Source organism: Rhodococcus ruber (assembly GCF_016804345.1).
In the GTDB taxonomy this organism is placed as follows: domain Bacteria; phylum Actinomycetota; class Actinomycetes; order Mycobacteriales; family Mycobacteriaceae; genus Rhodococcus; species Rhodococcus ruber.
In genome coordinates, this window is the sequence record NZ_CP044211.1 from 2661570 (window position 1) to 2686597 (window position 25028).

Genomic DNA, 25028 nt, shown 5'->3' on the forward strand with positions numbered 1-25028 from the left:
CGATCGCCGCCGGGAGCAGCCGATGCGACCGGACCGGGGCGGGCGCCTACCATTCCCCGTTGTGAAGGAACAACTGAGGACACGGACGGCCGGGTTGGGCTGGACCCTGCACGGCGACGGGCGTCGCGTTGCCGACGGCGAGGTCGTCGCCCCGGACGAACGACTGTCCTGGCCCCGCACCGTGGGCATCGGCATGCAGCACGTCGTCGCCATGTTCGGCGCGACGCTGCTCGTGCCGACGATCACCGGCTTCCCGGTCACCACGACGCTGCTCTTCTCCGGCGTCGGCACCGCCCTGTTTCTGCTGATCACCCGCGGCCGGGTACCGAGCTACCTCGGCTCGTCGTTCGCGTTCATCGCACCGCTGACGGCCTCGGCCGCGGAGGGCCCCGCCGCCCAGCTCGGCGGCATCGTCGCCGTGGGCCTCGCCCTCGTCCTCGTCGGACTCGTCGTCAGGGCGCTGGGATCCCGCGTCGTCGACGCACTGATGCCCCCCGTGGTGACCGGCGCGATCGTCGCGCTCATCGGGTTGAATCTCGCGCCGGTCGCGGTCGGGTCCTTCGAAGCCCAGCCGCTCGTCGCGGCGATCACGCTGACCGCCATCCTGCTCGTCACCGTGTTGGGCCCCGGACTCGTCGGCCGTCTCGGCATTCTCGTCGGCGTCGTCGTCGGCTGGGTATTCGCCGCCGTCACCGGCGGACTCGCCGAGGAACGCGTCACGGCCCTGCGTGACGCCGCATGGTTCGGCCTGCCCGAACTGCGCGCCCCGGCGTTCGAGCTCTCCGTGGTGCTGCTGGCGCTGCCCGTCGTGGTGGTTCTCGTCGCCGAGAACGTCGGCCACGTCAAGGCCGTGGCGGCGATGACCGGCCGCAACCTCGACGACGTCGCGGGCGACGCGCTGCTCGCCGACGGCCTGGCCACGACGCTCGCCGGGGTCGGCGGCGGCTCGGGCACCACCACCTACGCGGAGAACATCGGCGTGATGGCCGCGACGCGGGTGTACTCGACCGCGGCGTACTGGGTGGCTGCCGCGACCGCCGTGGTCCTCGCCTTCTCGCCGAAGTTCGGGGCCCTCGTCTTCACCGTCCCCGACGGGGTGCTCGGCGGCGCCACCCTGGTCCTGTACGGCCTGATCGGCATTCTCGGCGTGCGGATCTGGATGGAGGCGAAGGTCGACTTCACCGATCCGGTCAACCTCATGGTGGCCGCCGCCGCGCTGGTGGCCGGGATCGGCGACCTCACCCTCACCGTGGGCTCCGTCGAGCTCGGCGGCATCGCGTGGGGTTCGATCGGCATCCTGATCGCCTACCCGCTCCTGCGCCGCGCGGCGGACCTGCGCCGTCGAGCGCCCGGCGTGTCCGGTCACAAATAACGCTCGTTCCTGTCAGCGTCAGACGGGCCTTCCGATGTCTACCGTGAGCGTGACGTACGTCATCGGATACAGGAGCGCACATGGAACGCACCCTCTTCGAGCCCGAGCACGAACTCTTCCGGGAGTCGTACCGGAAGTTCCTCGAGCAGGAGGTGGCTCCCTTCCACGAGCAGTGGGAGCAGGACAAGATCGTCGACCGCGAGATCTGGAAGAAGGCCGGCGCGCAGGGTTTCCTGGGCATGGCCGTGCCCGAGGAGTACGGCGGCGGCGGTGTCGAGGACTTCCGCTACAACACGATCGTCACCGAGGAAACCACCCGCGGAGGGTTCAGCGGCATCGGTTTCATGCTGCACAACGACGTCGTGGCCCCATACCTGCTGAAGCTGGCGAACGAGGAGCAGAAGCAGCGCTGGCTGCCGGGATTCTGTTCCGGCGAGATCATCACTGCGATCGCGATGACCGAGCCCGGTACGGGCAGCGACCTGCAGGGCATCAAGACCCGCGCGGTGCGCGACGGCGACGAGTGGATCCTCAACGGTTCCAAGACCTTCATCACCAACGGCATCAACGCGGACCTGGTGATCGTCGTCGCCTGCACCGACCCGGAGAAGGGCGCGCAGGGCTTCTCGCTCCTCGTCGTCGAGCGCGGGATGGCGGGCTTCGAGCGGGGCCGCAACCTCGACAAGATCGGCCTCGCGGCGCAGGACACCGCCGAACTGCACTTCACCGACGTGCGGGTGCCTGCCGCCAATCTCCTCGGTGAGGAGGGCATGGGCTTCATCTACCTGATGCAGAACCTGCCGCAGGAACGTCTGTCGATCGCGGTGGTGGCGGCGGCGGCGATGGAAGCCGTGCTCGAGGACACGATGCAGTACTGCCGGGACCGCAAGGCATTCGGCAAGTCGATCGGCAGCTTCCAGAACACCCGTTTCGAGCTGGCCGAGCTGGCCACCGAGACCACCCTTGCACGCGTGTTCGTGGACAAGTGCATCGAGCAGCTCAATGCCGGCACCCTGAGCGTGCAGGAGGCGGCGATGGCCAAGTTCTGGACCACCGACAAGCAGGTCGAGCTGATCGATCGGTGCCTGCAGCTGCACGGCGGATACGGCTACATGCGTGAATACCCGGTCGCGAAGGCGTATCTCGACGCCCGCGTGCAGAAGATCTACGGCGGGACGAACGAAATCATGAAGGACATCATCGGCCGCGGCCTGAATCTCTGATCCCACCCGGAACGAGCAGGGCGGCGCCGCGGATCGCGGCGCCGCCCGTGCACGTTCGGCGGAAGTGGCGAGGTCAGATCTTGCGGATCACGGTCACGACCTTGCCGAGAATCACCGCGTCGTTGCCCGGGATCGGTTCGAACATCGGGTTGTGCGGCATCAGCCACACGTCGTTGTGTACGCGCTTGAACGTCTTCACGGTCGCTTCACCGTCGAGCATCGCGGCGACGATGTCCCCGTTGTCCGCGACGTTCTGCTGGCGCACCACGACCCAGTCGCCGTCGCAGATGGCCGCGTCGACCATCGACTCGCCGACCACCTTGAGCAGGAACAGCGAACCCTGACCCACCAGTTCTCTCGGGAGCGGGAACACGTCCTCGACGGACTCCTCCGCCAGGATCGGCCCGCCCGCGGCGATCCTGCCCAGCACGGGGACCATGGCAGCCGCCGTGGCCGACTCGGCGGCGACATCGACCCCGTCCACCGGCTGCGCCTGCGGCGCCGGCGGCTGCGAATCCTCGAGCCCGCGCACGTCCACCGCGCGGGGACGGTTCGGATCGCGCCGGAGGAAACCCTTGCGCTCGAGGGTCCGCAACTGGTGCGCCACCGACGAGGTGGAGTTGAGGCCCACTGCGTCGCCGATCTCGCGGATGCTCGGAGGGTAGCCGCGCTGGGTGACCGATTCGCGGATCACCTCGAGGACGCGGCGCTGGCGTTCCGTGAGGCCGACGGCCGGATCCGCGGTGGTCGTCCGGCTCCGCCCCGCCGGGGGATGGCCGTCCGTCATGTCGTGACCTCCGTGCGTCGTGTGTCGGATGTGCTGGATGTGATGGATCGAATCTAGCTCTCCGCGGCCCGGTTATCAAACATCTGTTCGACGTTTTCCGCCCGTTGTGCTGACTTTGTCGGAGCGACGTGGTACATATCGAACATACGTTCCTTCGAACAGGTGATCGAACGGCCGTCGATCGAGCGATGACCGAAGTTCCGCTGCGGGTCCTGTCCCGCGGACGAGCGACACGTCGCGGGCACCGTCCCGCGGGCGAGTGACACGGAGGCCTCGATGAGGACATCAGCAGTGCGCCGAACCGAACGGAACCACCGGCAGTTCGACGACACCGGGCCGCACGACACCGGGCCGCACGACACCGGGCCGCACGACACCGGGCCGCACGACACCGGGCCGCAGGACACCGGGCCGCAGGACACCGAGGACCGGGTACGCCGGGCAGGGACGACGCATCTCGTGCGGCGCCCCCACGAGGCGCCCGCCCGCCGGCTTCCCGTCCGTCCGGACGGGGGGATCGTGGACTACCGGCGCGCTCCGGTCCGGGTCTCACGCGTCCCGCACCGGCCGGCCGAGGTCGCACACACCCGCCCGGGCACGATACTGGCGACGGCGCTGCTGACCGCGCTCGTGACTGCGGGACTGCTCGGCATCGCGCACCTGCGCACCAGTCAGGTCGCGGCCGGCGCCGCACGCACCGACGTCACCGTCGTGCAGGCGGGCGAATCGCTCGGCGACGTCGCGGCCCGGGTGGCTCCGGGTCTGTCCCGGTCCGAGGCGATCGAGCGGATCCTCGACCTCAATGCCATGCCGGACGGTCGCCTCCGCACCGGCCAGACCCTGCTCGTTCCGGCCTCCGCGCCGCGGTGAACAGGCATGGGCGGGCAGGCACCGGGTTCGGCCGACGACCCGGGTATGCAGGTATTGTCGACTCTTGTCAGTGACACCACCTCGTGTGGTCGCGCCGAGAGCGATTCGCCTGCCGGTGGGTCCGGTCTCGGGAGGACGGCATCGGTTCGACGCCGACGTCGCGGCCAGCACGGCTACGACGAAGGAATCGACATGTACTGCCCGTATTGCCGGCACCCCGATTCCCGCGTCGTCGATTCCCGTGAAGCCGACGAGGGGGCCGCGATCCGGCGCCGGAGGGCATGCCCCCAGTGCGGAAGACGGTTCACCACGGTCGAGACGGCGGTGCTGTCGGTCGTCAAACGCAGCGGCGTCACCGAACCGTTCAGCCGGGAGAAGGTGGTGCGCGGCGTAGCTCGCGCCTGTCAGGGACGCGACGTCGACAACGATGCCCTCAACCTCCTCGCCCAGCAGGTCGAGGACGCGGTGCGGGCCAAGGGGTCCCCGGAGATTCCGAGCAACGAGGTCGGTCTGGCCATCCTCGGACCCCTGCGCGACCTGGACGAGGTGGCGTACCTGCGGTTCGCGTCCGTCTACCGGTCCTTCAGCTCCGCAGAGGATTTCGAACGCGAGATCAAGGAGCTGCGCGAGCACCAGCACCGGCGCGAGACCGGATCCGAGAACTGAGCGCCCGGCGGGACGCGTCGCCGCTCAGCGAATCGCCGCGACGGCCTTGAGGATCCGCTGCTCCGAGATCGGCCCACGGGTTCCGAGATGCTGGGCGAACAGGCTGACCCGTAGCTCCTCGATCATCCACGAGATCGCCACCACCTCGGCGGCGGTGGCCCGCTCCTGCGGCAGCCGTGCGAGCAGGCGGTCGTACTCGGCGTAGACCCGGTCCAGCACGTCCATGCCTTGCCGATCGCGGTGCGCGCTCGCCGGCAGCGCTTCGAGCCGATGCGCCGCCGCGGCCAGGTAGCGGGGCAGATCGGCGAGCCGGGCACTGCCGAGTTCGGTGACGAATCCGCGGAACAGCAGCGAGGCCAGCTGTTCCCGCACGTCCTCGGCAGCCTCGCCGCGCACCTTCTCGAGCAGGACTTCCACGTCGTGCGCGCGCGCCAGGGCGGGCACGACGAGTTTCAGCAGCGCCGCGACCCGGCCCGGCAACTCGGCGCGCACCACCTTCGCCAACGCGCTGAACTCGTCGGGTGTGCGTACCGGCTTGCCGTGCCGGACGATCGACTCGTCCACCGCGCAGGCCCGGCAGTCCTCGAGCAGATCCTCGAAGGAGCCGTCGGGGTTGCGTCCGAGCGCCAGCCGCTCGCTGTTGCTCAGGCCCGACGCAGCAGCGCGCGCCTGCATGGGGACTGCCTCGAGGAGCAGTGCCCGCAACCCGGTGCGCATCGCGGCCTGCTGCGCCTGCGAGGTGCTGAGCACCCGGACCGCCACACCACGATCCTCGGAGACCAGCGTCGGATATCCCGTCACGCGTTGTCCGGCCACGGTGCGTGTCACCGTCGGTTCGAGGGTGCCGAGGGTCTCGGCTGTCCAGACCAGTGCCGGCTCCCGTTCGGTGCTCGACGCCGCCCGCGAGACTTCGGCCTCGACGCGGGTTCCCAGCCGCCTCCGCAGATCGGTCAGGCTCTTGCTGCGCGCGAGAACCGATCCTTGTTCGTCGACGGCGGCGAACGTCATCCGCAGGTGGTCCGGCAGCGCGGTCGGCTCGAAGTCGCTCGGCTCGATCCGTGTCGCCCCGAGCCGCGACAGTTCCCGGGCCATCGCGTTGACGAGCGGCTCGGACCGGGGCCGGACCGACGCGAGGGCCGCCGCGGCGAAGTCCGGTGCCGGAACCACTTGGCGGCGAAGATGTTTGGGGAGCGTCTTGATGAGAGCGGTGACCAGGTCGACCCGCATGCCGGGCACCGACCAGTCGAAGCCGACGGGCCGGACCCCGGCGAGCAGCGCGACGGGAATGCGGACGGTGACGCCGTCCTCCTCCGTGCCCGGCTCGAACTGGTAGGTGAGGGGGAACTGCAGATCGCCCTGCCGCCACGCGTCGGGGTAGTCGCCGCCGAGGACCGCGGCGGCGTCCTGGTTGACCACCGTGTCCGGGGTGAAGGTGAGCAGTTCGGGGTTCTTCTGCCGCTCCTTCTTCCACCACGTGTCGAAGTGCCGCGCCGACACGACTTCCGGTCCGACGCGCTGGTCGTAGAAGTCGAACAGGGTCTCGTCGTCGACGAGGATGTCGCGCCGGCGGGCCCGGTGCTCGAGCGCCTCGACGCCGTCCAGCAGCGCGCGATTGGCATGGAAGAACTTGTGGCGCGTCCGCCACTCGCCCTGGACGAGGGCGTGCCGGATGAACAGCTCGCGGGAGGTCTCCCGGTCGATCGCCCCGTACTGCACCGGCCGTTGCGCCACCAGGGGGATGCCGTAGAGCGTGACCCGCTCGTAGGCCATGGCCGCCTCGCGCTTGGTCGACCAGTGCGGTTCGGAATAGGTGCGTTTGACCAGGTGCGGCGCGAGCTTCTCGGCCCACTCGGGTTCGATGCGCGCCGCCGTCCGGGCCCACAGCCGCGACGTCTCGACGAGCTCGGCCGCCATCACCCAGCGCGGCGGCTTCCTGGCCAGCGACGAACCGGGGAAGATCGCGAACCGGGTTCCGCGCGCGCCGAGGAAGTCCCGCTTCTCGCCCTCGCGCAGGCCGACGTGCGAGAGCAGCCCCGCCAGCAGCGACTGGTGGATCGAGTCGGGCCCGACGTCCTGGTGCCGGGTCTCCCAGCCGAGATTCAGGGTGATCTGACGGAGCTGGCCCTGCAGGTCCTGCCATTCCCGGATCCGCAGCCAGTGCAGGAACTCGTCGCGGCACATCTTGCGGAACCTGCTGGACGACAGTTCCTTCCGCTGCTGCTTGAGGTAGTCCCACAACTGCAGGTACGCGAGGAAGTCCGAGCCCTCCACGGCGAACCGGGCGTGTTTCTCGTCGGCCGCCTGCTGGAACTCGGCCGGTCGCTCGCGCACGTCCTGGATCGACAGGGCCGCGACGATGATCAGGACCTCGCGCAGGCATCCGTTGCGGTGCCCCTCCACGATCATCCGTGCCATCCGCGGATCGACCGGCAGCAGCGCGAGTTCGCGCCCGGTCCCGGTGAGCCGGGGCAGTTCGTCCTTCGCGGCCCGCTCGAGCGCCCCGAGCTCCTCGAGCAGCGCGATGCCGTCGCGGACGGCGCGCGGGTCGGGGGCTTCGACGAAGGGGAACGAGGCGATGTCCCCGAGTCCGAGCGCCGTCATCTGCAGCACGACCGAGGCGAGGTTGGTGCGCAGAATTTCCGGCTCGGTGAACTCGGGGCGGGCCTCGAAGTCCTCCTCCGAGTACAGCCGGATACAGATGCCGTCGGCGACACGACCGCAGCGCCCGGACCGCTGCCTGGCCGAGGCCTGCGAGATCTCCTCGATCGGCAGTCGCTGGACCTTGGTGCGCACCGAGTAGCGGGAGATCCGCGCGGTGCCGGGGTCGACGACGTAGCGGATGCCCGGGACGGTGAGCGAGGTCTCGGCGACGTTGGTGGACAACACCACTCGCCGGCCGGTGTGCGGGGTGAACACCCGGTGCTGCTCGGCGGCCGACAGCCGTGCATACAGGGGCAGGATCTCGGTGCCCCGGAGTCTGCGGTCGCGCAGGGCATCGGCGGTGTCCCGGATCTCGCGTTCACCGGAGAGAAAGACGAGGATGTCCCCGTCGCCTTCTGCGGCGAGTTCCTCGACCGCCTCACAGACGGCGTCGACCGGGTCGCGGTCGACGAGTGTGTCGCCCACCTCGATCGTCAGGGGCCGGTAGCGGACTTCGACCGGATAGGTGCGGCCCGAGACTTCGACGATGGGTGCGGGCGTGCCGTCGGCTGCTGCGAAGTGGTTCGCGAACCGCTCGGGGTCGATCGTCGCCGAGGTGATGATCACCTTCAGGTCCGGTCGCCGGGGCAGCAGTTCCTTGAGGTAGCCGAGGATGAAGTCGATGTTGAGGCTGCGTTCGTGTGCCTCGTCGATGATGAGGGTGTCGTATCGGCGCAGCAGCCGATCGCGCTGGATCTCGGCGAGGAGGATGCCGTCGGTCATCAGCTTGATCAGGGTTGCGTCCGACACCTGGTCGGTGAACCGGACGGTGTAGCCGACGGTGTCGCCGAGCTCGGAGTCGAGTTCCTCGGCGATGCGCTCGGCGACCGCGCGGGCGGCGATGCGGCGCGGCTGCGTGTGCCCGATCAGGCCGCGCACCCCGCGCCCCAGTTCGAGGCAGATCTTCGGGATCTGGGTGGTCTTGCCGGACCCGGTTTCCCCGGCGACAATGACGACCTGGTGGTCGCGGATGGCGGCGGCGATGTCGTCCTTGCGCTGCGAGACCGGGAGGTTCTCGGGATAGGTGACGGTCGGCGCGGCGGCCACCCGCGCGGCGAGCCGCAGTCGGGCCTGCTCGATCTCGGCGGCGATCTTCGCCAGGTCCCCGGGCCGGCGGGCCCGGTCGAGCCGCCGGCGAAGGCGATGCTCGTCGCGCAGCGACACGTCGGTGAGGGCCGACTTCAGGTCACGGCGTGTCGGCCCGGGCGGGGCGGGGGAGTGCGGAGTCTCGCGTGAGGTGGACATGCTGGGTGTACAGCCTAGCGAAGCGCGCGTTCTCGCTGCGCGCCGCCCGGCGCATAGGATGGCGGTTTCATCGCCGTTCGTGGAACAGGAGCAGATCGTGGGCGCGTTGTGGCACGGGTTCGCAGACATGGGTGCCGTCGAACGGGACGGTGCGTTCGTCGTCGCGCGCGGCGAGGGCGCCTACATCTGGGACCGGGCCGGCACCAGGTATCTCGATGCCACCGCCGGCCTCTGGTTCGCGAACGTCGGTCACGGCCGCTCCGAGATCGGTGACGCGGTGGCAGCGCAACTGGCGAAGGTGGCGCACTACTCCAACTTCGGCGACCTGGCCGCGGAGCCGACCGTCGAACTGGCGGAACGGCTCGCCACGATCGCACCCGTTCCCGGCAGCAAGATCTTCTTCACCTCCGGCGGTTCGGATTCGATCGACACGGCGGCCAAGCTGACGCGCCGCTACTGGCAGGAGCTGGGACGGCCGGAGAAGACCCTCGTCGTCAGCCGGGAGAAGGCCTATCACGGCATGCACGTCGGGGGCACGTCCCTCGCCGGAATCCCGGTCAACGCCGAGGGGTACGGCGACCTCTGGGACGACGCCGCCAAGGTGTCGTGGGACGACGCGAAGTCGCTGCTCGCCCTCATCGAACGGGTCGGGGCCGACCGGATCGCGGCGTTCTTCTGCGAGCCGATCATCGGCGCGGGCGGCGTGTACCTGCCGCCGGAGGGCTATCTCGCCGAGGTCCGCGACATCTGCCGTGAGCACGACGTGCTCTTCGTGGTCGACGAGGTGGTCACCGGCTTCGGCCGCATCGGCGGCTCGTGGTTCGCCTCGGACCGGCTCGGTCTGGAACCGGACCTGATGACCACGGCGAAGGGGCTCACCTCCGGGTACGTGCCGATGGGCGCGGTGTTCGTGTCGCCCAAGGTGGCCGAACCGTTCTTCGCCGGCGGGGTGTGGTGGCGGCACGGCTACACCTACGGCGGGCATGCCGGTGCCGCGGCGGCGGCCCTGGCGAACCTGGACATCCTCGAGCGCGAGAACCTGTTCGCCGAGTCGGCGCGGCTGGAGCGGACCCTGCACGAGAAGCTGTCCCCGCTGGCCGAGCACCCGCGCGTCGCGGAGGTCCGCAGCGGTCTCGGTGCCGTGGCCGCAGTGCAGCTCGCCGACGCGTCCGAGGCGCTGCAGTTCGTGAAGACGCTTCGGCAGCACGGGATTTCGAGCCGGGCCGCGGGACAGGGTGCACTGCAGATCTCGCCGTCGTTCGTGATGACGGACGAGCAGGTGCAGGACCTCGCGGACGGGTTCGCCTCCGCCCTGGGGTGATCGGCGGCCGGCGCAGCCGCCCGGCCGGGCGGGTCGCCTCAGCGGCGGATCCGGATCCCCCGGAACCCGGTGCGGATCCGCGTGCACAGTCCCGTGGTCACCTCGTCCAGGGGCACCGCGCTCTGCGTGTCGTGCGCGGCGGCGACGCGGGCGTAGCGGTCGTGCAGCTTCGTGCGTACCTCGTCGGGGGTGTACGCACGCCGCCTGCGCTCGTCGCGCATCACGACTGCGCCCGTCGCGGCGACGCCGACCGCTCCGGCGAGTCCGACGAGTTTCCACCACTGCCTGCCCTTCAATGCCATGCGCGCGAGCCTAGACGGCAGGGGTCGGGCCGGGGTCGCGCTCACCTGTGACCGATGCTCGTCACCGCCGACCGGCGCGATCTCCCGGACGCTCCGGCCGGACAGTGTGTTTCAGGGCCTGTCCGGTGATCCGTTGCGTCCCGGTCGTATCCGGCTGCGGGCGTGTCCGGAACTCGAATCGACTACCGACGGCATTGGGGTGGAACGCGTCCGGGAGGGCGGTGAACAGCGCGTGCTGCGCCTTCCAGGACGTGCAGTGGGCGGGCACGACCACGGCCGGGTCCGCCGCCGCGAGGGCGGTCACCGTCCGAGGGACGATCGGACCGTCGCGGAGATGGAACCCGCCGAGGACGGCGTGGAGCCGACCGACCCCGGTGAGCCGCTCGGCATGCTCGAGGATGTTGATCAGCCCGGCGTGCCCGCATCCGGTGAGAACGACGAGTCCCCGCTCGCGGAGGTGCAGGACGACGGCCTGGTCGTCGTGGATCAGCGGGTCGGGCCGCCAGCGGCCGTCCCGGTGGACTTGATGGCCCGGCATGCCGGTCTCGTACCCGGTGGTCCGCGCGATCCGGCCGGTCACCAGGAGCATTCCGTCGAGCAGGAAGGAGGGGCGCCGGTTCTCGACGACGACGAACCCCGCGCCCTCGATCGCCGCGCGGCTCGGTGTCGGTAGCTCGAAGGCGCCGCCGGGACCGACGATGCGCCGGCGCGTCCAGAAATCGGGGTGCACGAGGATCGGCAGGCGCCGGGAGCCGAGCCGGCGGGCGAGGCCCTGCAGACCCATGACGTGGTCGAAGTGGCCGTGGCTGAACACGATCGCCTCGATGCCGTCCGGGGAGATCGCCAGCCGATCGAGGTTCGCCATCAGCCCGTCCGGCGCGGCCCCCGCGTCGTAGAGGACGCGGTGCGTGGTTTCGCCGACCCGGATCTCGATCAGTACGGAGAACCCGTGCTCCGCACGGAGGAGGTCGACAGTCCGGAATCCGACCGCCAGATCGCTGGGGACGATCGGGAGCGGACCTGCCGATCCGGCCAGCCCCCAGCGGCGGACGGGCCCCACGTCGGGCAGAAGCACATCGGAGGAGTTGTCCACCAGCGTCGTCACATCGACCGCGTCGACCGGCCGGAGCTCCACCCGTACCGGGTCCCGCTCCGGCAGCTGTCCGGCGGATCGTCGATCGCGGGTCTCCGCTCTCGTCGTCACCCCTCCTCCTTCCGGTGGATACGGTGAAACAGCCGTCGGCGCCGGGCCGTCAGCGCTCGGATCCGAGGTCGGTGAAGTCGGGACGGAAGGGCGCCTCGCTCCCCGTTCGCAGATCGAACGTGCTGCGGTTCTGCGTGAGAATGTCCGTGCCGTAGACGTGGATCGAGATCGCATCGGTCCCGTCGAGCGCTTCCACCGAGTGGATCGTTCCGTCGGGTACGACGGTCACCGTGCCCCGCGGGTTCACGAAGGTGTCGGCAACCTGGAGCCGGGCTCTGCCCGGCACACGCCCGTCGTCGAGCCGGCGATACCACGTCTCACGTTCCCGGCCCCGGTACACGCCGACCACCGCCCACGCACCGTGATTGTGGACCGGAGTGCTCACTCCGGCCCTGAACACCGCCACCAGGATCGACAGGTGCCCGTCCGAGGCCCGGTGGACGGGGTACAGCACCCAGTCCCGCGTCTCGGGACGCTCCTGGTACTGCGGGTCCAGCCAGTCGCTGTCGTCGGCGACTGCCGCGGCCAGAACCGCACGGACCGACTCCGGTCCGTCGCGCAGTGTGGACGCCTGTCGCAGGCGAGGGATCAGATCGTGGATCGACTGCCGGTGGCCGAGTTCGGCGTGCCTGTTCATGATGCACCTCCTGCAACCGCTTTCGAAGAGAACGGTATGCGCTCACCAGAGATGAGTGCATCGGTACCAGTACGGACGTCGCGCGCCGTCCCGGCGGTGCCGGAGGCCGGCTCACAGACCGAAGTCGACCGCTCGCCGCACCAGCTCCACCCTCGAGTTGATGCCGAGCTTCGCGTAGATGTTGGCGAGGTGGGTCTCGACCGTCCGCTCGCCGATGAACAGGCGCCGGCCGATCTCCAGGGAGCTGAGTCCGGCGACGGCCAGCGCGCCCACCTCTCGTTCCCGGGTGGTCAGGGCCTCCGGCCCCCACGCCGGGCGGTTCCGGCGGCCCCGCCGTACCCCCGTCAGGAAGGCCTCGATCTCGATCAGCACCGCGTCCATGTCGCCGATCCAGGGCCAGTGATCGATCCCGGGTAGTTCGACGAGCGTCGCGCCCGGGATGCGCGCCGCGACGTAGCGGGAGTGTTCGACCGACAGCCACGGATCGTCGACGTGGTGGAGCAGAAGCGTCGGAACTCGGATCTCGTGCAGCCTCGGACGAAGATCGGTCGCGGCGCAGAGCCGGAACAGTTCCCGTGCCTGCGCCGGGCCCGCCGCCGCCCGGGCGTGACGCGCGAACCAGGATCGATACCGCTCGTCCCCGGCCAGTGTCGGATTCATCGACGCGATACCGGAGCCCGTCGCCCACCCCTCGTCGATGCCGGCCAGGACCGACGAGAAGAACTCCTCGCTCCACCCCGCCGCATACCCGTCGTCCTCCAGGAGCCGGGCATGCGCGTCCCACAGGATCATCGAACGTGTGCGGTCGGGGTACTTCAATGCGAACGAGGTGCAGATCCCGGCGCCGACGGCGACCCCGAACAGGGTCGCCCGCCGGGACCCGGCGGCGTCCATCACGACCCGGACGTCCTCGACGCAGGCGTCCATGGACACCTCCTCCCGTGGCACGTCCGACAGGCCGGTTCCCCGCTTGTCGAACCAGATCAGCCGGGTGAACGACCCCAGGCTGCGCAGGAAACGCGCGAAGAACCGCTCTTCCCAGGCGAGGTCGAGGTGTGAGACGAATCCCGGAACGAAGACGAGGTCGGGTCCCGCTCTGCCCAGCACCTGGTATGCGATGCTGACATCTCCGCCGGCGGCGTACCGGACCTCGTGGTCCATCCCTGCACCGTAGCGCCGTCTGCCGCACTGTCAACCTCGGGCGAGGCGTATCGATGCGGGGTGGCGCCGGCGGGTCGGCCGCTGCCGCGATCCGGCGCCTGATCCCGCTACCTCCCCGCGTGAGAGGCTGTCGATCATGCAGCAGCGGCGCTCAGCGCAGGCCCGGATCACCCTCGACGACGCGGTGGCGGTGACCCGCACCGGTGATCTCTGGATCTTTCGCGGCAGCAGCCACGCCGACCGCGCGATCCAGACGCTGACCAACGCCCCCGTCAACCACGTCGGCCTGGCAGTGGTGCTCGACGACCTGCCCCCACTGATGTGGCACGCCGAGCTGGGCAGGAGCCTGCCCGACATGTGGACCGGCCGGCACCACCGCGGTGTGCAGCTGCACGACCTGCGCGAGGCGGTGCAGGTGTGGAGCGCGCGGTACGGCCAGCGCGGTTGGCTGCGCCAGCTCGGCGTCGAGGTGACGCCGGCGCAGGAGGATCAGCTGCTGCGCACCGTCGCCCGGCTGGACGGCACGCCGTTCCCCTCGACGAGCCGGCTGGCGGGGCGCTGGTTCGCGGGCCGGCTGCCGTGGCGCACACGTCCGGCGGACGCGGGCCTCGAGCGCGCGTACTGCGCCGAGGTGGTGGGCGCGACCCTCGAGGCGATGGGCCTGCTCGAGCAGCGCGGACGCGGCAGCAACTGGTACGACCCCGGACGGTTCTGGAGCGGAGACCGGCTGCCCGCCGCTCCCGGTGTCTCGTGGGGACGCGAGATCGAGGTCGTGCCCCCTGGGGCCGGGTAGAGCCCGCACGGGCTGTGCCGTCGACGGGAGCCCGCGCCGTCGAATGGCCGCGTTCCCCGGCCCCGGCCGGTGACTTCGCGGGATCATGAGCCCATGTCGCGCCCCGCCATCGCACTGCAGGTCTACGTCCTCGACACACCGGATCCGTCCGGGCTGGCCTCGTTCTATGCCGCGCTGCTCGGCTGGGACATCGACGACGCCGCCACCGACGACGACTGGGTCCAGTTGCGTGCCCCTGCCGGTGGGGGCCTGGCGTTCCAGCTGGCACCCGAATTCACCCCGTCGACGTGGCCGGACGGCGGGGTGCGGTTGCAGGCGCACCTGGACCTCGAGGTGGACGACCTCGAGGCCGCGGAGGCGTGGGCCCTGCGGCACGGTGCGACCCGCGTCGCGGGTCCCAATCCCAGCCCTACCTTTCGTACCTACCGTGATCCGGGCGGCCACGTGTTCTGCCTCGTGCGTTCGGGGTGAGCCGCCGGATACGCCGGGCTCTGCGCGCGGTGTCCTGCAGCCTCCCCGCTCCGAGACCGGTCACCGCGCCGGACCCGCTATCGACGCCGCCGCGCACGTCCGGCGCTCTTCGGGCGTCCCGCATTGCCGCGGCGGGTCTTCGGCTTCTTGTCGCCGACGACCTTCCTCGGTTGCGAACCCTGGCGTTCCCCGCGCCGCTTCTGCTTCGGCTGGGATTCGTCCTGCCGGCCCCGCGAGCTGTTGGCGGTGCGGCCCCGCACGATCCCGACGAACTCCTCGACCAGCTCGGTGGTCCGCTCCGACGGCCACACCAGTCCCACCTGGGACTGCGGGGCGTCGGTCACCGGCCGATACGTCAGATCCTTGCGGTGGTACAGCCGCGCCAACGACTGCGGCACGACCAGCACCCCCACCTCCGAGGCGACGTACGACACGGCCGCCTCCGTCGTAGCCGGCCGCTCGAACGCCTCCTGTCCCGGCAGGCGCGCCCAGTCCAGCACGTCGTCGCGCGGGTGCAGCACCGTTTCCTCCGCGAGATCCGCGACGTCCAGTTCGTCGACTGCCGCGACCGCATGGTCTTCGGGCACGACCACCACCGACGTCTCGGTGTAGAGATTGATCACCGACAGTCCGTCGCGAGGCAGCGGCAATCGCAGCACCGCGGCGTCGACCGTGCCGTCGCGCACCGCGCTCTCGCCGGCCGCGGCCGCCACCGGTACCAGTTCCAGGGGGACGTCGGGTATCCGTTCCGCCCACACCCGCGCCCATTTCCCGGGGGTGACACCGGGGACGTAGCCCAGCCGGAACGCCGGGGCGGACTCTTCGCTCACCCGCTCAGGCTAGCGGCCCGTGCGTCCAACGGCCGCCGAGCATCGTGCCCCACACCGCCGTCGCGGCCAGCTCCGCGCCGGAGCGGGGCAGCGTGTCCGCGTCGAGCACCACGAGGTCGGCGACGTCACCGGCGGTGACGCGGGTCCGGCCGCCGGTGGACGCTGCGAGCGCCACCTGCAGATCCAGTTCCTGCTCGCGGTGCCAGACGCGGCCGTCGGGCAGGGTGCGGTCGATCGCGGCGGCCAGGGTCCGCCACGGATCGAGGGGTGCGACCGGTGCGTCGGAGCCGAGGACGAGGCGCGCGCCCGCCGCGTGGAGCGTCGCGTACGGAAACGAGCGGTGCGTCCGGCCGGGCCAGTACCGCTCGGCCAGGTCCACGTCGTCGTACACGTGCGCCGGCTGGATGCTCGCCGCGATACCGGACCGCGCGAAGCGTGGGACGTCGCGCTCGGCCACGAGCTGAGCGTGTTCCACGCTGCCGTGTGCCCCGGTGGCGGCGAACGCGTCGAGCACGTGCGCACACGCGTGGTCGCCGATCGCGTGGACTGCGCTCTCGAACCCGTGGTCGTGGGCGTGGCGCATCAGCGGCTCGAGTTGTTCCGGAGGCACCGTCAGCACCCCGTGCTCGCCGTCGGGATACGGCTCGTGGCAGTAGGCGGTGCGGGTACCGAGCGACCCGTCGACGATCACCTTCACGGGACCGACCGTCGCCAGACCCGCCGTGCCGGGCACCGGGTCGCCGGTCCGCATTCCCGCCGCGATCGCGGCACCGAGCCACCGGGGCCAGATGCCGCACCGGACACGCAGGTACCGCGTCCCGGCGCCGATGCGGCGTGACCAGGCGGCCAGATTGTCGGCGATCTCGAAGTCGACGACCCCGACGACACCCCGGGCCGCGGCCGCTCGGGCCGCGGCGTCCACGAGCCGGTCGCGCACCTCGGCGTCCATGCGCTGGATGTCGTTCATCAGCGGCATGAACTCGCTCTCGCGCAGCAATCCCGTGGGATGTGGGTGCAGCGAGAAGTGTTGTAGCGCAGAAGTATTGAACCAGGCGCAGTGCAGGTCCGCGCTGAGCGCGACGACCGGCCGGGCGGGGGCGATCGCATCGAGCACCGCTGCGGTGGGTGCGTCCGGCCACAGCCCGTCGCGAAAGCCGCGCGCGACCACGACGGGAGCGGGGTCGACGACCAGGCGGGCGGCCACCAGCGCGACCGCGTGCGCGGCCGACGTCGCGCCCGACAGGTCGAGCGCGGCGTGCGTGAGGGCCCACTGGTCGAAGTGCACGTGCGCGTCCCACAGTCCCGGCAGTACCAGTCGTCCGCCGACGTCGACGGTCTCGGCGCCGCCCGCGGGATCGGAGACGACGCGGTCGCCGGTGATCGGCAGGTCGACCGGGTCGGCGCCGGGGGCGGTGCGGGCATTGCGCAGGACGAGGTGCGGCGGCACGGCTCAGCCTTCGACGATCTCGAACTCGTCGAACACGACCTCGCCGGCCGCGTCGGATTCGGCGAGGTTCACCTCGCCGAGCAGCGCCCAGCCGTGGTCGCCTTCGGGGTCGGCCAGGGTCTGCCGGACCCGCCACAGGTCCTTCTCCTCGACGACGGTGAACAGCTGCGGGCCCCGCGCGTCGGGACCGGTGCCGATCTCGTCGTACTCCTCGAAGTACAGTTCGAGGAGATCGGCCCAGTCCTGCGCTTCGAGTCCGTCACCGAGGCCGGCGAGTGCGTCCCAGCGTCGTCGCGACGCCAGTTCCACCCGCTTGAACATCGCGTTGCGCACCATCACCTTGAACGCCCGTGGGTTCGCCGAGATCGGTTTGGGCACGTCCGCACCGAAGGCCACCTGCTGATCGTCGGATTCGATGCCGGGATTGGTCAGCGACTCCCACTCGTCGAGCAGGCTCGAATCGACCTGGCGGATCAGCTCGCCCAGCCACTCGGTGAGGTCTTCGAGTTCCTCGGTGCGGGCCGCGTCGGGAACCGTCTGGCGCAGGGCCCGGTAGGCGTCCGCGAGGTAGCGCAGCACCAGCCCCTCCGAGCGGGCCAGCCCGTAGTGGCCGACCAGTTCGGCGAACGTCATGGTGTGCTCGACCATGTCCCGCACGACCGACTTGGGGGACAGGGGGAACTCCGAGACCCACGGGTGCCCCGTGCGGTACGTCTCGAAGGCCGGCTCGAGCAGGTCCGCGAGCGGCTTCGGCCAGGTGATCTCCTCGAGGAGCTCCATCCGCTCCTCGTATTCGATGCCGTCGGCCTTCATCTGCTGCACGGCCTCGCCTCGGGCGGCGTGCTGCTGGGCCATGAGGATCTGCCGCGGATCGTCGAGCGTCGACTCGATCACGGACACCACGTCCAGCGCGTAGGTGGGGGAGTCGATGTCGAGCAGCTCGATCGCGGCGAGCGCGAACGGCGACAGGGGCTGGTTCAGCGCGAAGTCGCGTTGCAGGTCCACCGTCAGTCGCGCCGTCCGGCCGAACTCGTCGGGCTCGTCGAGCTGCTGCACCACGCCGGCCTGCACGAGCCCCCGATACAGCGAGATCGCCTTGAGGATGTGCCGGCGCTGGGCGGGGCGCGTCTCGTGGTTGTCCTCGAGCAGGTGACGCATCGCCTCGAAGCAGCTGCCCGGACGGGCGATCACGTTCAGCAACATGGAATTGCTCACGGAGAAGCGCGAGGTGAGGGGCTCGGGGGAGGCGGCGACGAGCTTGTCGAACGTGCCCTCGCCCCACGAGACGAACCCTTCGGGAGCCTTCTTACGCTGCACCTTGCGGCGCTTCTTCGGGTCGTCACCGGCCTTGGCGAGGGCCCGCACGTTCTCGATCTCGTGCTCGGGTGCCTGCACCACGACGGTGCCCATCGTGTCGAACCCGGCGCGGCCGGCGCGGCCGGCGATCTGATGGAACTCGCGGGCCTTGAGCTGCCGGGTCCGGGTGCCGTCGAATTTCGTCAGGCCGGTCAGCAGCACCGTCCGGATGGGCACGTTGATGCCCACGCCCAGCGTGTCGGTGCCGCAGATGACCTTGAGCAGGCCGTCTTGGGCCAGCCGCTCGACGAGTCGCCGGTACTTCGGCAACATCCCGGCGTGGTGCACGCCGATACCGTGCCGCACCAACCGCGAGAGCGTCCTGCCGAAACCGGTGGAGAACCGGAACGCGCCGATCGCCTCGGCGATCGCCTCCTTCTCCTCGCGGGAGCACATGCTGACGCTGGTCAGGGCCTGCGCTCGTTCCAGGGCGGCGGCCTGGGTGAAGTGGACGACGTAGACGGGGGCCTGATGGGTGGTGACCAGTTCCTCGATCTCTTCGCCGATCGGCTTCTGGGAATAGGTGAACGACAGCGGCACCGGCCGCTCGGAGCCGGAGACCTCGGTGGTGGGGCGGCCGGTGCGACGGGTCAGGTCCTTCTGCAGGAACGTGACGTCGCCGAGGGTCGCCGACATCAACAGGAACTGCGCACGGGGCAGCTCGACGAGGGGCACCTGCCAGGCCCAGCCACGGTCCGGCTCGGAGTAGAAGTGGAACTCGTCCATCACCACCTGGCCGATGTCCGAGTCGGCGCCCTCGCGCAGCGCCAGATTGGCGACGATCTCGGCGGTGGCGCAGACGATCGGGGCGCCGGGGTTCACCGAGGCGTCACCGGTCATCATCCCGACCCGATCGGCGCCGAACACCTCGCACAGCGCGAAGAACTTCTCACTGACCAGGGCCTTGATCGGGGCCGTGTAGAACGTGCGCTTACCGGTGGCCAGGGCGAAGAAGTGCGCACCGAGTGCGACCATCGACTTGCCCGACCCGGTGGGCGTCGCGAGGATGACGTTCGACCCGGAGACCAGTTCGAGCAGCGCCTCCTCCTGCGCCGGATACAGCGAGAGGCCGCGCCCGGTCGTGAAGGCGGTGAAGGCGTCGAACAACGAGTCCTCGTCGACGATGTCGGGGATCAGTTCCGGAAGCAGCACCGCTCCAGGCTAGTTGTTGCCGGCGGGACCGCGCCGACGCGCCGGCCGGCCGCGGACCGCGGCGCCCGTCCCCGTCGAGTCCGCCGCTCGCCACGGTGGGCGGGGCGCTCAGGTGGCGCTGCGCTCGTCGGCGCCCATCGCACCGAGCACGGCCTGCCGGGTGGCCGGGCCGCCGGTGATCTGGCTCTCGCTGACGCCGTTGATCAGCAACTCACGCCAGCGCTCCTCGTCGAACACGAGAGGCGCGGTCGAGTCGAGGAACTCCTCGACCACCCGCAGGAACCGGATGGGGTCGTCGCGGAACGGGAAGTGACCGGCGCCGCGGAAGACGTCGAGCCGGGAATTCGGCATCGCCGAATGCGCCAGGTAACCGTGGCTCACCGGGATCACGCTGTCGTGATCTCCCCAGATCAGCTGCACGGGCAGGTTCTCGGTCAGGTAACAGCGGTCGAGCATCGTCACCACCTGCCCGCGCCAGTCCACGACGGCCCGCAGTGTGCGCAGGAACGCCTCGTAGGCGGTGGGATCGGGCAATCCGCTCAGGACGCGGATCAGATCCGACGTGTCGTGCAGGAAGACTCCCGGCCGCAGCGGCGTGTCGTGCAACTGCCCCAGCAGGCCGCCGGCGACGCGTACCGCGGGCATCGCGCCCGGCAGCCGGAGCAGCTTGAGGACCTCGCTCAGGCCCGGCATGGACAGCAGGCGCAGGGCGGGATGGACGTCCTTGGTGACGCCGCCTGCCGAGACCAGGATGAGCCGGTCCACCATCTGCGGGAACTGGTACGCGAACTGCATCGCGACGCCGCCGCCGAGGGAATGCCCGACCACCGTGACGTGCTCGATACCCAGGACCGACAGCAGATCTCGGACCCCGTTGGCGTACGCGGCGACCGAATAGTCGGCGCGGGGCTTGTCGGAGCGGCCGTGGCCGAGCAGGTCCGGGGCGATGACGGTGTACTTACGGGCCAGGTGCGGGATGACTTCCTGCCAGGTCGAGGAGTTGTCGCCGATCCCGTGGATCAGCAGCAGCGCGGGCCCGTCGCCGGCGAGCCGGAACGCGCGGCGGTAACCGTGGATGGTCCGGAAGACCACCCGAGTCTCCGCATCCGGTACCGGCCGGAGCGTGCGTGTGCGTGATGAACCCATGTGCGTCTCCTGACCGCCGGATCCTCGTCGACCTGTGTCGTCCGAGGCGCCGGACCGTCGCCGGCCCGACCCTTCCGCTCAACTCGTCGAACCGAGCGTACTGACTGTATGTGACCTGCACAACGTCAAAGGTAACGAGAGAGTAATGATCAGGGGTCGGACCGGCGGCGATTCGAACCCGGTCAGGCGGGCGGTTCCGCCTCACCCGGCCCGTTTCCGCCGCGATCCTCGTACTCGGCGAGGAAACGTTCGAACTCGGCGCCGATCTCCTCGCCGGTCGGCAGATTCTCGTCCGTCGGCAGCTGGGCAGCCTGCTGCTCCTGCGCGGCGACATAGCTGTCGTACTGCCGCTCGAGTCCCCGGACCACCGCCCGCACTTCCTCGTTCTGGGCGATGTGCTCGTCGATCTGCTCGCGCACGCGCGCGGCGGCTTCGCCGAGCGCGGCCAGGGGCAGCCCGAGGCCCCCGGCTTCGGCGACGTTCTCGAGCAGCGTCTCGGCGGCACCCGGATAGTCGGTCTGTGCCAGGTAGTGCGGCACGTGGACCGAGAACCCCACCGACTCGTGACCGTGCTGCGCCATCCGCAGCTCGAGCAGTGACGACACCCCCGCCGGCACCTGCAGTTCGCCCGTCCAGCGATGGTGATCGGCGATCAGGTCCTTGTTCGTCGAGTGCGCGGTCACGCCCAGTGGGCGGGTGTGGGGAATCGCCATCGGGATCGCGCTGATCCCGATCGTGCGCCGGACGCCGAACTGCTCGGCCAGCAGGCGCACCGCGGTGATGAACCGCTCCCATTTCAGGTCGGGCTCCGCGCCGGCGAGAAGCAGGAAGGGAGTACCGGCGGTGTCGATCAGGGCGTACAGGTTGAGTTCCGGGGCGGCGTAATCCGAGAAGTGATCGGCCTTGAACGTCATGGTCGGGCGCCGGGACCGGTAGTCGATCAGCTCGTCCACGGCGAACGACGCGACGAGCTCGCTTTCGAGGCTCTCCCGCAGGTGTGTGGTGGCGAGCCGTACCGCATGCCCCGCGTCGGCGAACCCTTCGAGGCCGTGCACCAGGACGGGGCCCTCGCCGTCCGCGGACGTCAACCGGGGCGCAGGGAACTCGAGCTCGTACATGCGGGACTGGTCGTCCATGCGAACATCCTCCGTTCGATCCGGGGCGCCGTGATACCGCCGGGTCCCCGGCGTGGCATGGTGGAGTTCGAGTCTAGTTGAACTGATGATCAGCTTCCGCCGGGGCGCGACCCGGCGGAACGCGACAGCGGAGGTCCGGTGGCACCCCACAGCGCAGGAGACGACGTCCGGCCGTCGCGCCGCCCCCCGGCCCCCGGCCGCCGGCTGGGCGCCACCGCGTTCGGCGCGGTGCTGCTGCTCGCCGCCGGGTGCTCGTCGACCGTCGGCGGGACACCCCAGCCCGAGCCGGCCGCGCTGGCCACCACGGGCGACGCCGCGACCGCGAGCCGCCCCCTCGCCGAACTGCTGCTGCCCCCCGAGGAGTTCCCCGAGCCGTACGACGCGGTGGTACTCCCGCCGCAGGCGGTCGCCCAGGCCGCTCCCGATCTCACGGGCGTGCCCGAGGGTGCCAAGGTGGATCCACCCGGCTGCCTGCCACCGCCGCAGAATTTCGGCCCGGACGGGACCGCGATGGTGGTCGGCACGGACAACGACAGCCGGGCCACCATCTCGGTGGAACTCGTCGCCGTCACCGACGAGCTGGCCGCCTACCGCGAGCATCTCGTCGAATGCCCCGTCGTCGCGGCGACCCGCCGGGGCGTCACCGCCACCGTGACCACCACGCTCGACCCGTCGGCGCCCCCGGCGCCCCCGGGGGTCGAGACCCTCGCCTTCACCCGGACCGTCCGGTCGGGGGAGGGCCGGGAGGTGGTCACCCAGTCGATGACCAGCCGCATCGCCCAGCTCGGCGACGTGCGGGTGCTGGTGACCTACATGTCCTTCGGTGCCGGGCCCGCCGACACCGGCGGCCTCACCCGGGTCTTCGACGCGAGCGTGGAGCGTGTTCGCGCCGCCTGAGTGCAGTCGCTCGAGCGCGGCACGCTACCAGCGCCCGCCGACAACGGGCGGTCCGGACTCCCGCAACCGCCGTAGTTGTCCACAACCGGGGCGTTCGTCCCCAGATTCGGCGAATCCGGGTCGCACGGTCTCCGGGGGCGCGGACCGTCGGGGACAGTCGGGCCATGACCACATCGACTTCCTCGCCCCGCCCGCTGCGACTCACCGATCCGGGTGAACTGATCGCCGCCGTGCCGGCCATGCTCGGCTTCCTTCCCGCGCGGTCGCTGATCGTGCTGAGTCTCGCGTCCGACGCGGGTGGCGGACGCGACGGCGCCCGGTCCGCGGCCGTCGGCGCCGTCATGCGCCACGACCTGATGCTGCCTCCCGGCGAGGACGATCCGGTACCGGCCGCGATGCGTGACGTCTTCGAGCGGTTCGGTGCGCTCTGCGACCGGGAGGGCGCCGACGCCGTGCTCGTCGTCCTCGTCGACGACCGCCTCGACCATCCGGACGCCCCCGCCGTCGCCGCAGCCTGCCGCTTGCTCGACGACTTCGCCGTCCGTCTCGATCGTCACGGGATCCGCATCGCCGGCGCCCACGCCGTCTCCGAAGTCGCCTGTGGCAAGACATGGTTCGCGCTCGTCGGCGGCGTGCACGGGACGGTGCCGGACCCGCAGGCCTCACCCGTCGCCGCCGCTCGGGTCTTCGAGGGCGGAGCCATCCGACGGTCGCGCGCCGAACTCGCCGACCTGCTGGCCCCCGTGCCGATGCCCGGACGGCTGCAGGTCGCCGACCACATCGACGAGGCGATCGACACCCGCGACCTCGCCTACGAACTCGCCGTCCGTGCCGGCGGCCGCGAGCGCGCCGACCGTCAGGAACTCGAGGCCGTCCTGAGTCACATCGCCCGGCACGGCGACGGCGCCGAACTGCTCGCCCCCGAACTCGCCGAACTCGCAGTCCTGCTGTCGAACTCGACCGTGCGGGACGCGGTGATGGCCCTCGCGACGGGTGCCGAGTCCGACACTGCCGAACGATTGTGGATCGCGCTCACCCGGCGTCTCCCGGACCCGGAACGAGCCGAGGCCGCCGCTCTCGTCGGCTACAGCGCATACGTACGTGGCGACGGGCCGCTCGCCGGGGTCGCTTTGGGTGTCGCACTCGAATCGAATCCGCGGCACCGGCTGGCCGACCTTCTCGACCAGGCCCTGCAGGCCGGGTTGCGGCCGCACACCGTGCGCGGTCTCGCCGACACCGGCTACGAGATCGCCGCGCGGCTCGGGGTGCGAATGCCCCCGCCGGAGCCGGCGGCGTGACCTCGGCCGCTCAGCGCCGTGCCGCGTGCGACCGGTCGCCGAGCCCCTGCAGGTAGGCCCACGCGTCGGTGACGATCTCGTCGAGGCTCGTGTGCTGCGGCTTCCAGCCCAGTTCCTCGACGGCGCGGCGGCTCGAGGCGATCAGCACGGCCGGGTCCCCGGCACGCCGGGCGGCGTCGACGACCGTGATAGGCAGCCCCGTCACCCGGCGACACGCCTCGATGACCTCCCGGACGGTGAAACCCTCACCGCTGCCGAGGTTGTAGACGGCGTGTTCGCCGGGACGGGCGGACTCCAGTGCCAGAAGATGGGCGTCGGCGAGGTCCTTGACATGGATGTAGTCCCGCACCGCCGTACCGTCCTTGGTCGGCCAGTCGGTGCCGAACACCGAGATGTGCTCGCGCTGGCCGAGGGCCACCTGCAGCACGAGCGGAATCAGGTGGGTCTCGACCACGCGGTTCTCCCCGGCGCCGTGGTACGCACCCGCGACGTTGAAGTAACGCAGGCTCGTCGCGGCCAGCCCGTAGGCCCGCGTGTAGGACGAGATCGCATGGTCGATGGCGAGTTTCGTGGCGCCGTACGGGTTGGTGGGACGGGCGGGGGCGTCCTCGGTGATCGGGACCTGCTCCGGTTCGCCGTACGTCGCCGCCGTCGACGAGAACACCAGCCGCGGAGTTCCCGATCGCCGGATCGCGTCGAGCAGGGCGAGGGTCGCGACGACGTTGCCGTGCCAGTACTTGTCCGGCTGTTCGACGGACTCGCCGACCAGCGACTGCGCCGCGAAATGCAGCACACCGTCGAATCGGGGCCGAGCGCCGTCGCCGAGCACCGTCGCGGCGGCGGTGGCGATGTCGCCCTCGACGAACTCCGCGCCGGCCGGCACGGCGTCGGCGTTGCCGGTGGACAGATCGTCGAGGACCACCACCTCGTGTCCCTGCTCGAGCAGCACCGTGCTGCAGACGCTGCCCACATACCCGGCGCCGCCGGTCACCAGAAGCCTCACGCTGTGCGCCC

21 protein-coding genes are annotated in these 25028 nt (G+C 70.6%); 9 read left to right on the forward strand and 12 right to left on the reverse strand.

The genetic code is table 11. From position 1 onward, the window contains the following. Window positions 1-22: 22 nt before the first annotated feature. Together F1734_RS12475 and F1734_RS12480 are read left to right on the forward strand one after the other, a co-directional pair. Window positions 23-1372 (forward strand): uracil-xanthine permease family protein, encoded by a 1350-nt coding sequence (locus F1734_RS12475; protein ID WP_411741183.1) that lies wholly within the window; start codon window positions 23-25, stop codon window positions 1370-1372. An 80-nt stretch (window positions 1373-1452) separates the two neighbouring features. Further along, window positions 1453-2595, forward strand: coding sequence for an acyl-CoA dehydrogenase family protein (locus F1734_RS12480; RefSeq protein WP_017680664.1), 1143 nt, complete (start codon window positions 1453-1455; stop codon window positions 2593-2595). A 73-nt stretch (window positions 2596-2668) separates the two neighbouring features. Here F1734_RS12480 and lexA read toward each other — a convergent pair whose 3' ends face one another. Further along, window positions 2669-3382 (reverse strand): transcriptional repressor LexA, encoded by a 714-nt coding sequence (lexA, locus tag F1734_RS12485; RefSeq protein ID WP_010592627.1) that lies wholly within the window; start codon window positions 3380-3382, stop codon window positions 2669-2671. Window positions 3383-3658: 276 nt separating this feature from the next. Between lexA and F1734_RS12490 the strand changes: the two genes are divergently transcribed. Further along, window positions 3659-4252: a LysM peptidoglycan-binding domain-containing protein gene (locus tag F1734_RS12490; protein WP_238424152.1), complete on the forward strand. Its 594-nt coding sequence runs from the start codon at window positions 3659-3661 to the stop codon at window positions 4250-4252. Window positions 4253-4444: 192 nt separating this feature from the next. Continuing rightward, entirely contained in the window at window positions 4445-4918 is a 474-nt protein-coding gene (nrdR, locus tag F1734_RS12495; protein ID WP_010592625.1) for a transcriptional regulator NrdR, read from the forward strand. A gap of 24 nt (window positions 4919-4942) precedes the next feature. Here the strand turns inward: nrdR and hrpA are convergent, their stop codons facing one another. Beyond that, window positions 4943-8863: an ATP-dependent RNA helicase HrpA gene (gene hrpA, locus F1734_RS12500; RefSeq protein WP_203011748.1), complete on the reverse strand. Its 3921-nt coding sequence runs from the start codon at window positions 8861-8863 to the stop codon at window positions 4943-4945. 58 nt (window positions 8864-8921) lie between these two features. Between hrpA and F1734_RS12505 the strand changes: the two genes are divergently transcribed. Further along, window positions 8922-10184: an aminotransferase family protein gene (locus tag F1734_RS12505; RefSeq protein WP_203011750.1), complete on the forward strand. Its 1263-nt coding sequence runs from the start codon at window positions 8922-8924 to the stop codon at window positions 10182-10184. Between the two features lie 38 nt (window positions 10185-10222). On the opposite strand, the gene F1734_RS12510 is transcribed toward F1734_RS12505, so the two are convergent. The 4 genes from F1734_RS12510 to F1734_RS12525 form a co-directional block, all read right to left on the reverse strand. Then, the gene (locus F1734_RS12510; RefSeq protein WP_010592622.1) at window positions 10223-10486 is read right to left on the reverse strand and encodes a hypothetical protein; all 264 of its coding nucleotides are present in this window, start codon (window positions 10484-10486) and stop codon (window positions 10223-10225) included. 61 nt (window positions 10487-10547) lie between these two features. Next, complete coding sequence (locus F1734_RS12515; protein WP_203011751.1) at window positions 10548-11690, reverse strand: MBL fold metallo-hydrolase; 1143 nt, start codon at window positions 11688-11690, stop codon at window positions 10548-10550. Window positions 11691-11739: 49 nt separating this feature from the next. Beyond that, entirely contained in the window at window positions 11740-12327 is a 588-nt protein-coding gene (locus tag F1734_RS12520) for a cysteine dioxygenase family protein (protein WP_010592619.1), read from the reverse strand. 111 nt (window positions 12328-12438) lie between these two features. Further along, the gene (locus F1734_RS12525) at window positions 12439-13488 is read right to left on the reverse strand and encodes an alpha/beta fold hydrolase (protein WP_064066336.1); all 1050 of its coding nucleotides are present in this window, start codon (window positions 13486-13488) and stop codon (window positions 12439-12441) included. Window positions 13489-13624: 136 nt separating this feature from the next. On the opposite strand from F1734_RS12525, the gene F1734_RS12530 reads away from it, so the two are divergent. Further along, window positions 13625-14281 (forward strand): hypothetical protein, encoded by a 657-nt coding sequence (locus F1734_RS12530; protein ID WP_203011752.1) that lies wholly within the window; start codon window positions 13625-13627, stop codon window positions 14279-14281. A gap of 93 nt (window positions 14282-14374) precedes the next feature. Then, window positions 14375-14752 (forward strand): VOC family protein, encoded by a 378-nt coding sequence (locus F1734_RS12535; RefSeq protein WP_040271111.1) that lies wholly within the window; start codon window positions 14375-14377, stop codon window positions 14750-14752. 77 nt (window positions 14753-14829) lie between these two features. Here F1734_RS12535 and F1734_RS12540 read toward each other — a convergent pair whose 3' ends face one another. From F1734_RS12540 to F1734_RS12560, 5 genes are all read right to left on the reverse strand, one after another. Then, complete coding sequence (locus F1734_RS12540) at window positions 14830-15582, reverse strand: LysR family substrate-binding domain-containing protein (RefSeq protein WP_017680655.1); 753 nt, start codon at window positions 15580-15582, stop codon at window positions 14830-14832. Window positions 15583-15586: 4 nt separating this feature from the next. Further along, window positions 15587-17029 carry an amidohydrolase gene (locus tag F1734_RS12545; protein ID WP_017680654.1) on the reverse strand — a complete coding sequence of 481 codons (1443 nt, stop codon included), beginning with the start codon at window positions 17027-17029 and terminating at the stop codon, window positions 15587-15589. Between the two features lie 3 nt (window positions 17030-17032). Next, window positions 17033-19537 carry a DEAD/DEAH box helicase gene (locus tag F1734_RS12550; protein WP_017680653.1) on the reverse strand — a complete coding sequence of 835 codons (2505 nt, stop codon included), beginning with the start codon at window positions 19535-19537 and terminating at the stop codon, window positions 17033-17035. 108 nt (window positions 19538-19645) lie between these two features. Further along, complete coding sequence (locus F1734_RS12555) at window positions 19646-20683, reverse strand: alpha/beta fold hydrolase (RefSeq protein WP_010592612.1); 1038 nt, start codon at window positions 20681-20683, stop codon at window positions 19646-19648. A gap of 182 nt (window positions 20684-20865) precedes the next feature. Further along, window positions 20866-21819, reverse strand: coding sequence for a proteasome assembly chaperone family protein (locus F1734_RS12560; RefSeq protein WP_140188555.1), 954 nt, complete (start codon window positions 21817-21819; stop codon window positions 20866-20868). A 138-nt stretch (window positions 21820-21957) separates the two neighbouring features. On the opposite strand from F1734_RS12560, the gene F1734_RS12565 reads away from it, so the two are divergent. Both F1734_RS12565 and F1734_RS12570 read left to right on the forward strand, forming a co-directional pair. Next, window positions 21958-22716: a sensor domain-containing protein gene (locus F1734_RS12565; RefSeq protein ID WP_203011753.1), complete on the forward strand. Its 759-nt coding sequence runs from the start codon at window positions 21958-21960 to the stop codon at window positions 22714-22716. Window positions 22717-22880: 164 nt separating this feature from the next. Then, the gene (locus tag F1734_RS12570; RefSeq protein WP_040271114.1) at window positions 22881-24014 is read left to right on the forward strand and encodes a DUF4192 domain-containing protein; all 1134 of its coding nucleotides are present in this window, start codon (window positions 22881-22883) and stop codon (window positions 24012-24014) included. 10 nt (window positions 24015-24024) lie between these two features. Here the strand turns inward: F1734_RS12570 and galE are convergent, their stop codons facing one another. Continuing rightward, complete coding sequence (gene galE / locus F1734_RS12575) at window positions 24025-25017, reverse strand: UDP-glucose 4-epimerase GalE (protein ID WP_026137735.1); 993 nt, start codon at window positions 25015-25017, stop codon at window positions 24025-24027. Between the last annotated feature and the right edge of the window lie 11 nt (window positions 25018-25028).

What these genes read in the sequence shown, in the direction of transcription:
- F1734_RS12475 (WP_411741183.1), top strand. Translation starts at nt 23, where the DNA reads ATGCGACCGGACCGGGGCGGGCGCCTACCATTCCCCGTTGTGAAGGAA.
- F1734_RS12480 (WP_017680664.1), top strand. Translation starts at nt 1,453, where the DNA reads ATGGAACGCACCCTCTTCGAGCCCGAGCACGAACTCTTCCGGGAGTCG.
- lexA (WP_010592627.1), bottom strand. Translation starts at nt 3,382, where the DNA reads ATGACGGACGGCCATCCCCCGGCGGGGCGGAGCCGGACGACCACCGCG.
- F1734_RS12490 (WP_238424152.1), top strand. Translation starts at nt 3,659, where the DNA reads ATGAGGACATCAGCAGTGCGCCGAACCGAACGGAACCACCGGCAGTTC.
- nrdR (WP_010592625.1), top strand. Translation starts at nt 4,445, where the DNA reads ATGTACTGCCCGTATTGCCGGCACCCCGATTCCCGCGTCGTCGATTCC.
- hrpA (WP_203011748.1), bottom strand. Translation starts at nt 8,863, where the DNA reads ATGTCCACCTCACGCGAGACTCCGCACTCCCCCGCCCCGCCCGGGCCG.
- F1734_RS12505 (WP_203011750.1), top strand. Translation starts at nt 8,922, where the DNA reads ATGGCGGTTTCATCGCCGTTCGTGGAACAGGAGCAGATCGTGGGCGCG.
- F1734_RS12510 (WP_010592622.1), bottom strand. Translation starts at nt 10,486, where the DNA reads ATGGCATTGAAGGGCAGGCAGTGGTGGAAACTCGTCGGACTCGCCGGA.
- F1734_RS12520 (WP_010592619.1), bottom strand. Translation starts at nt 12,327, where the DNA reads ATGAACAGGCACGCCGAACTCGGCCACCGGCAGTCGATCCACGATCTG.
- F1734_RS12525 (WP_064066336.1), bottom strand. Translation starts at nt 13,488, where the DNA reads ATGGACCACGAGGTCCGGTACGCCGCCGGCGGAGATGTCAGCATCGCA.
- F1734_RS12530 (WP_203011752.1), top strand. Translation starts at nt 13,625, where the DNA reads ATGCAGCAGCGGCGCTCAGCGCAGGCCCGGATCACCCTCGACGACGCG.
- F1734_RS12535 (WP_040271111.1), top strand. Translation starts at nt 14,375, where the DNA reads ATGTCGCGCCCCGCCATCGCACTGCAGGTCTACGTCCTCGACACACCG.
- F1734_RS12555 (WP_010592612.1), bottom strand. Translation starts at nt 20,683, where the DNA reads ATGGGTTCATCACGCACACGCACGCTCCGGCCGGTACCGGATGCGGAG.
- F1734_RS12560 (WP_140188555.1), bottom strand. Translation starts at nt 21,819, where the DNA reads ATGGACGACCAGTCCCGCATGTACGAGCTCGAGTTCCCTGCGCCCCGG.
- F1734_RS12570 (WP_040271114.1), top strand. Translation starts at nt 22,881, where the DNA reads ATGACCACATCGACTTCCTCGCCCCGCCCGCTGCGACTCACCGATCCG.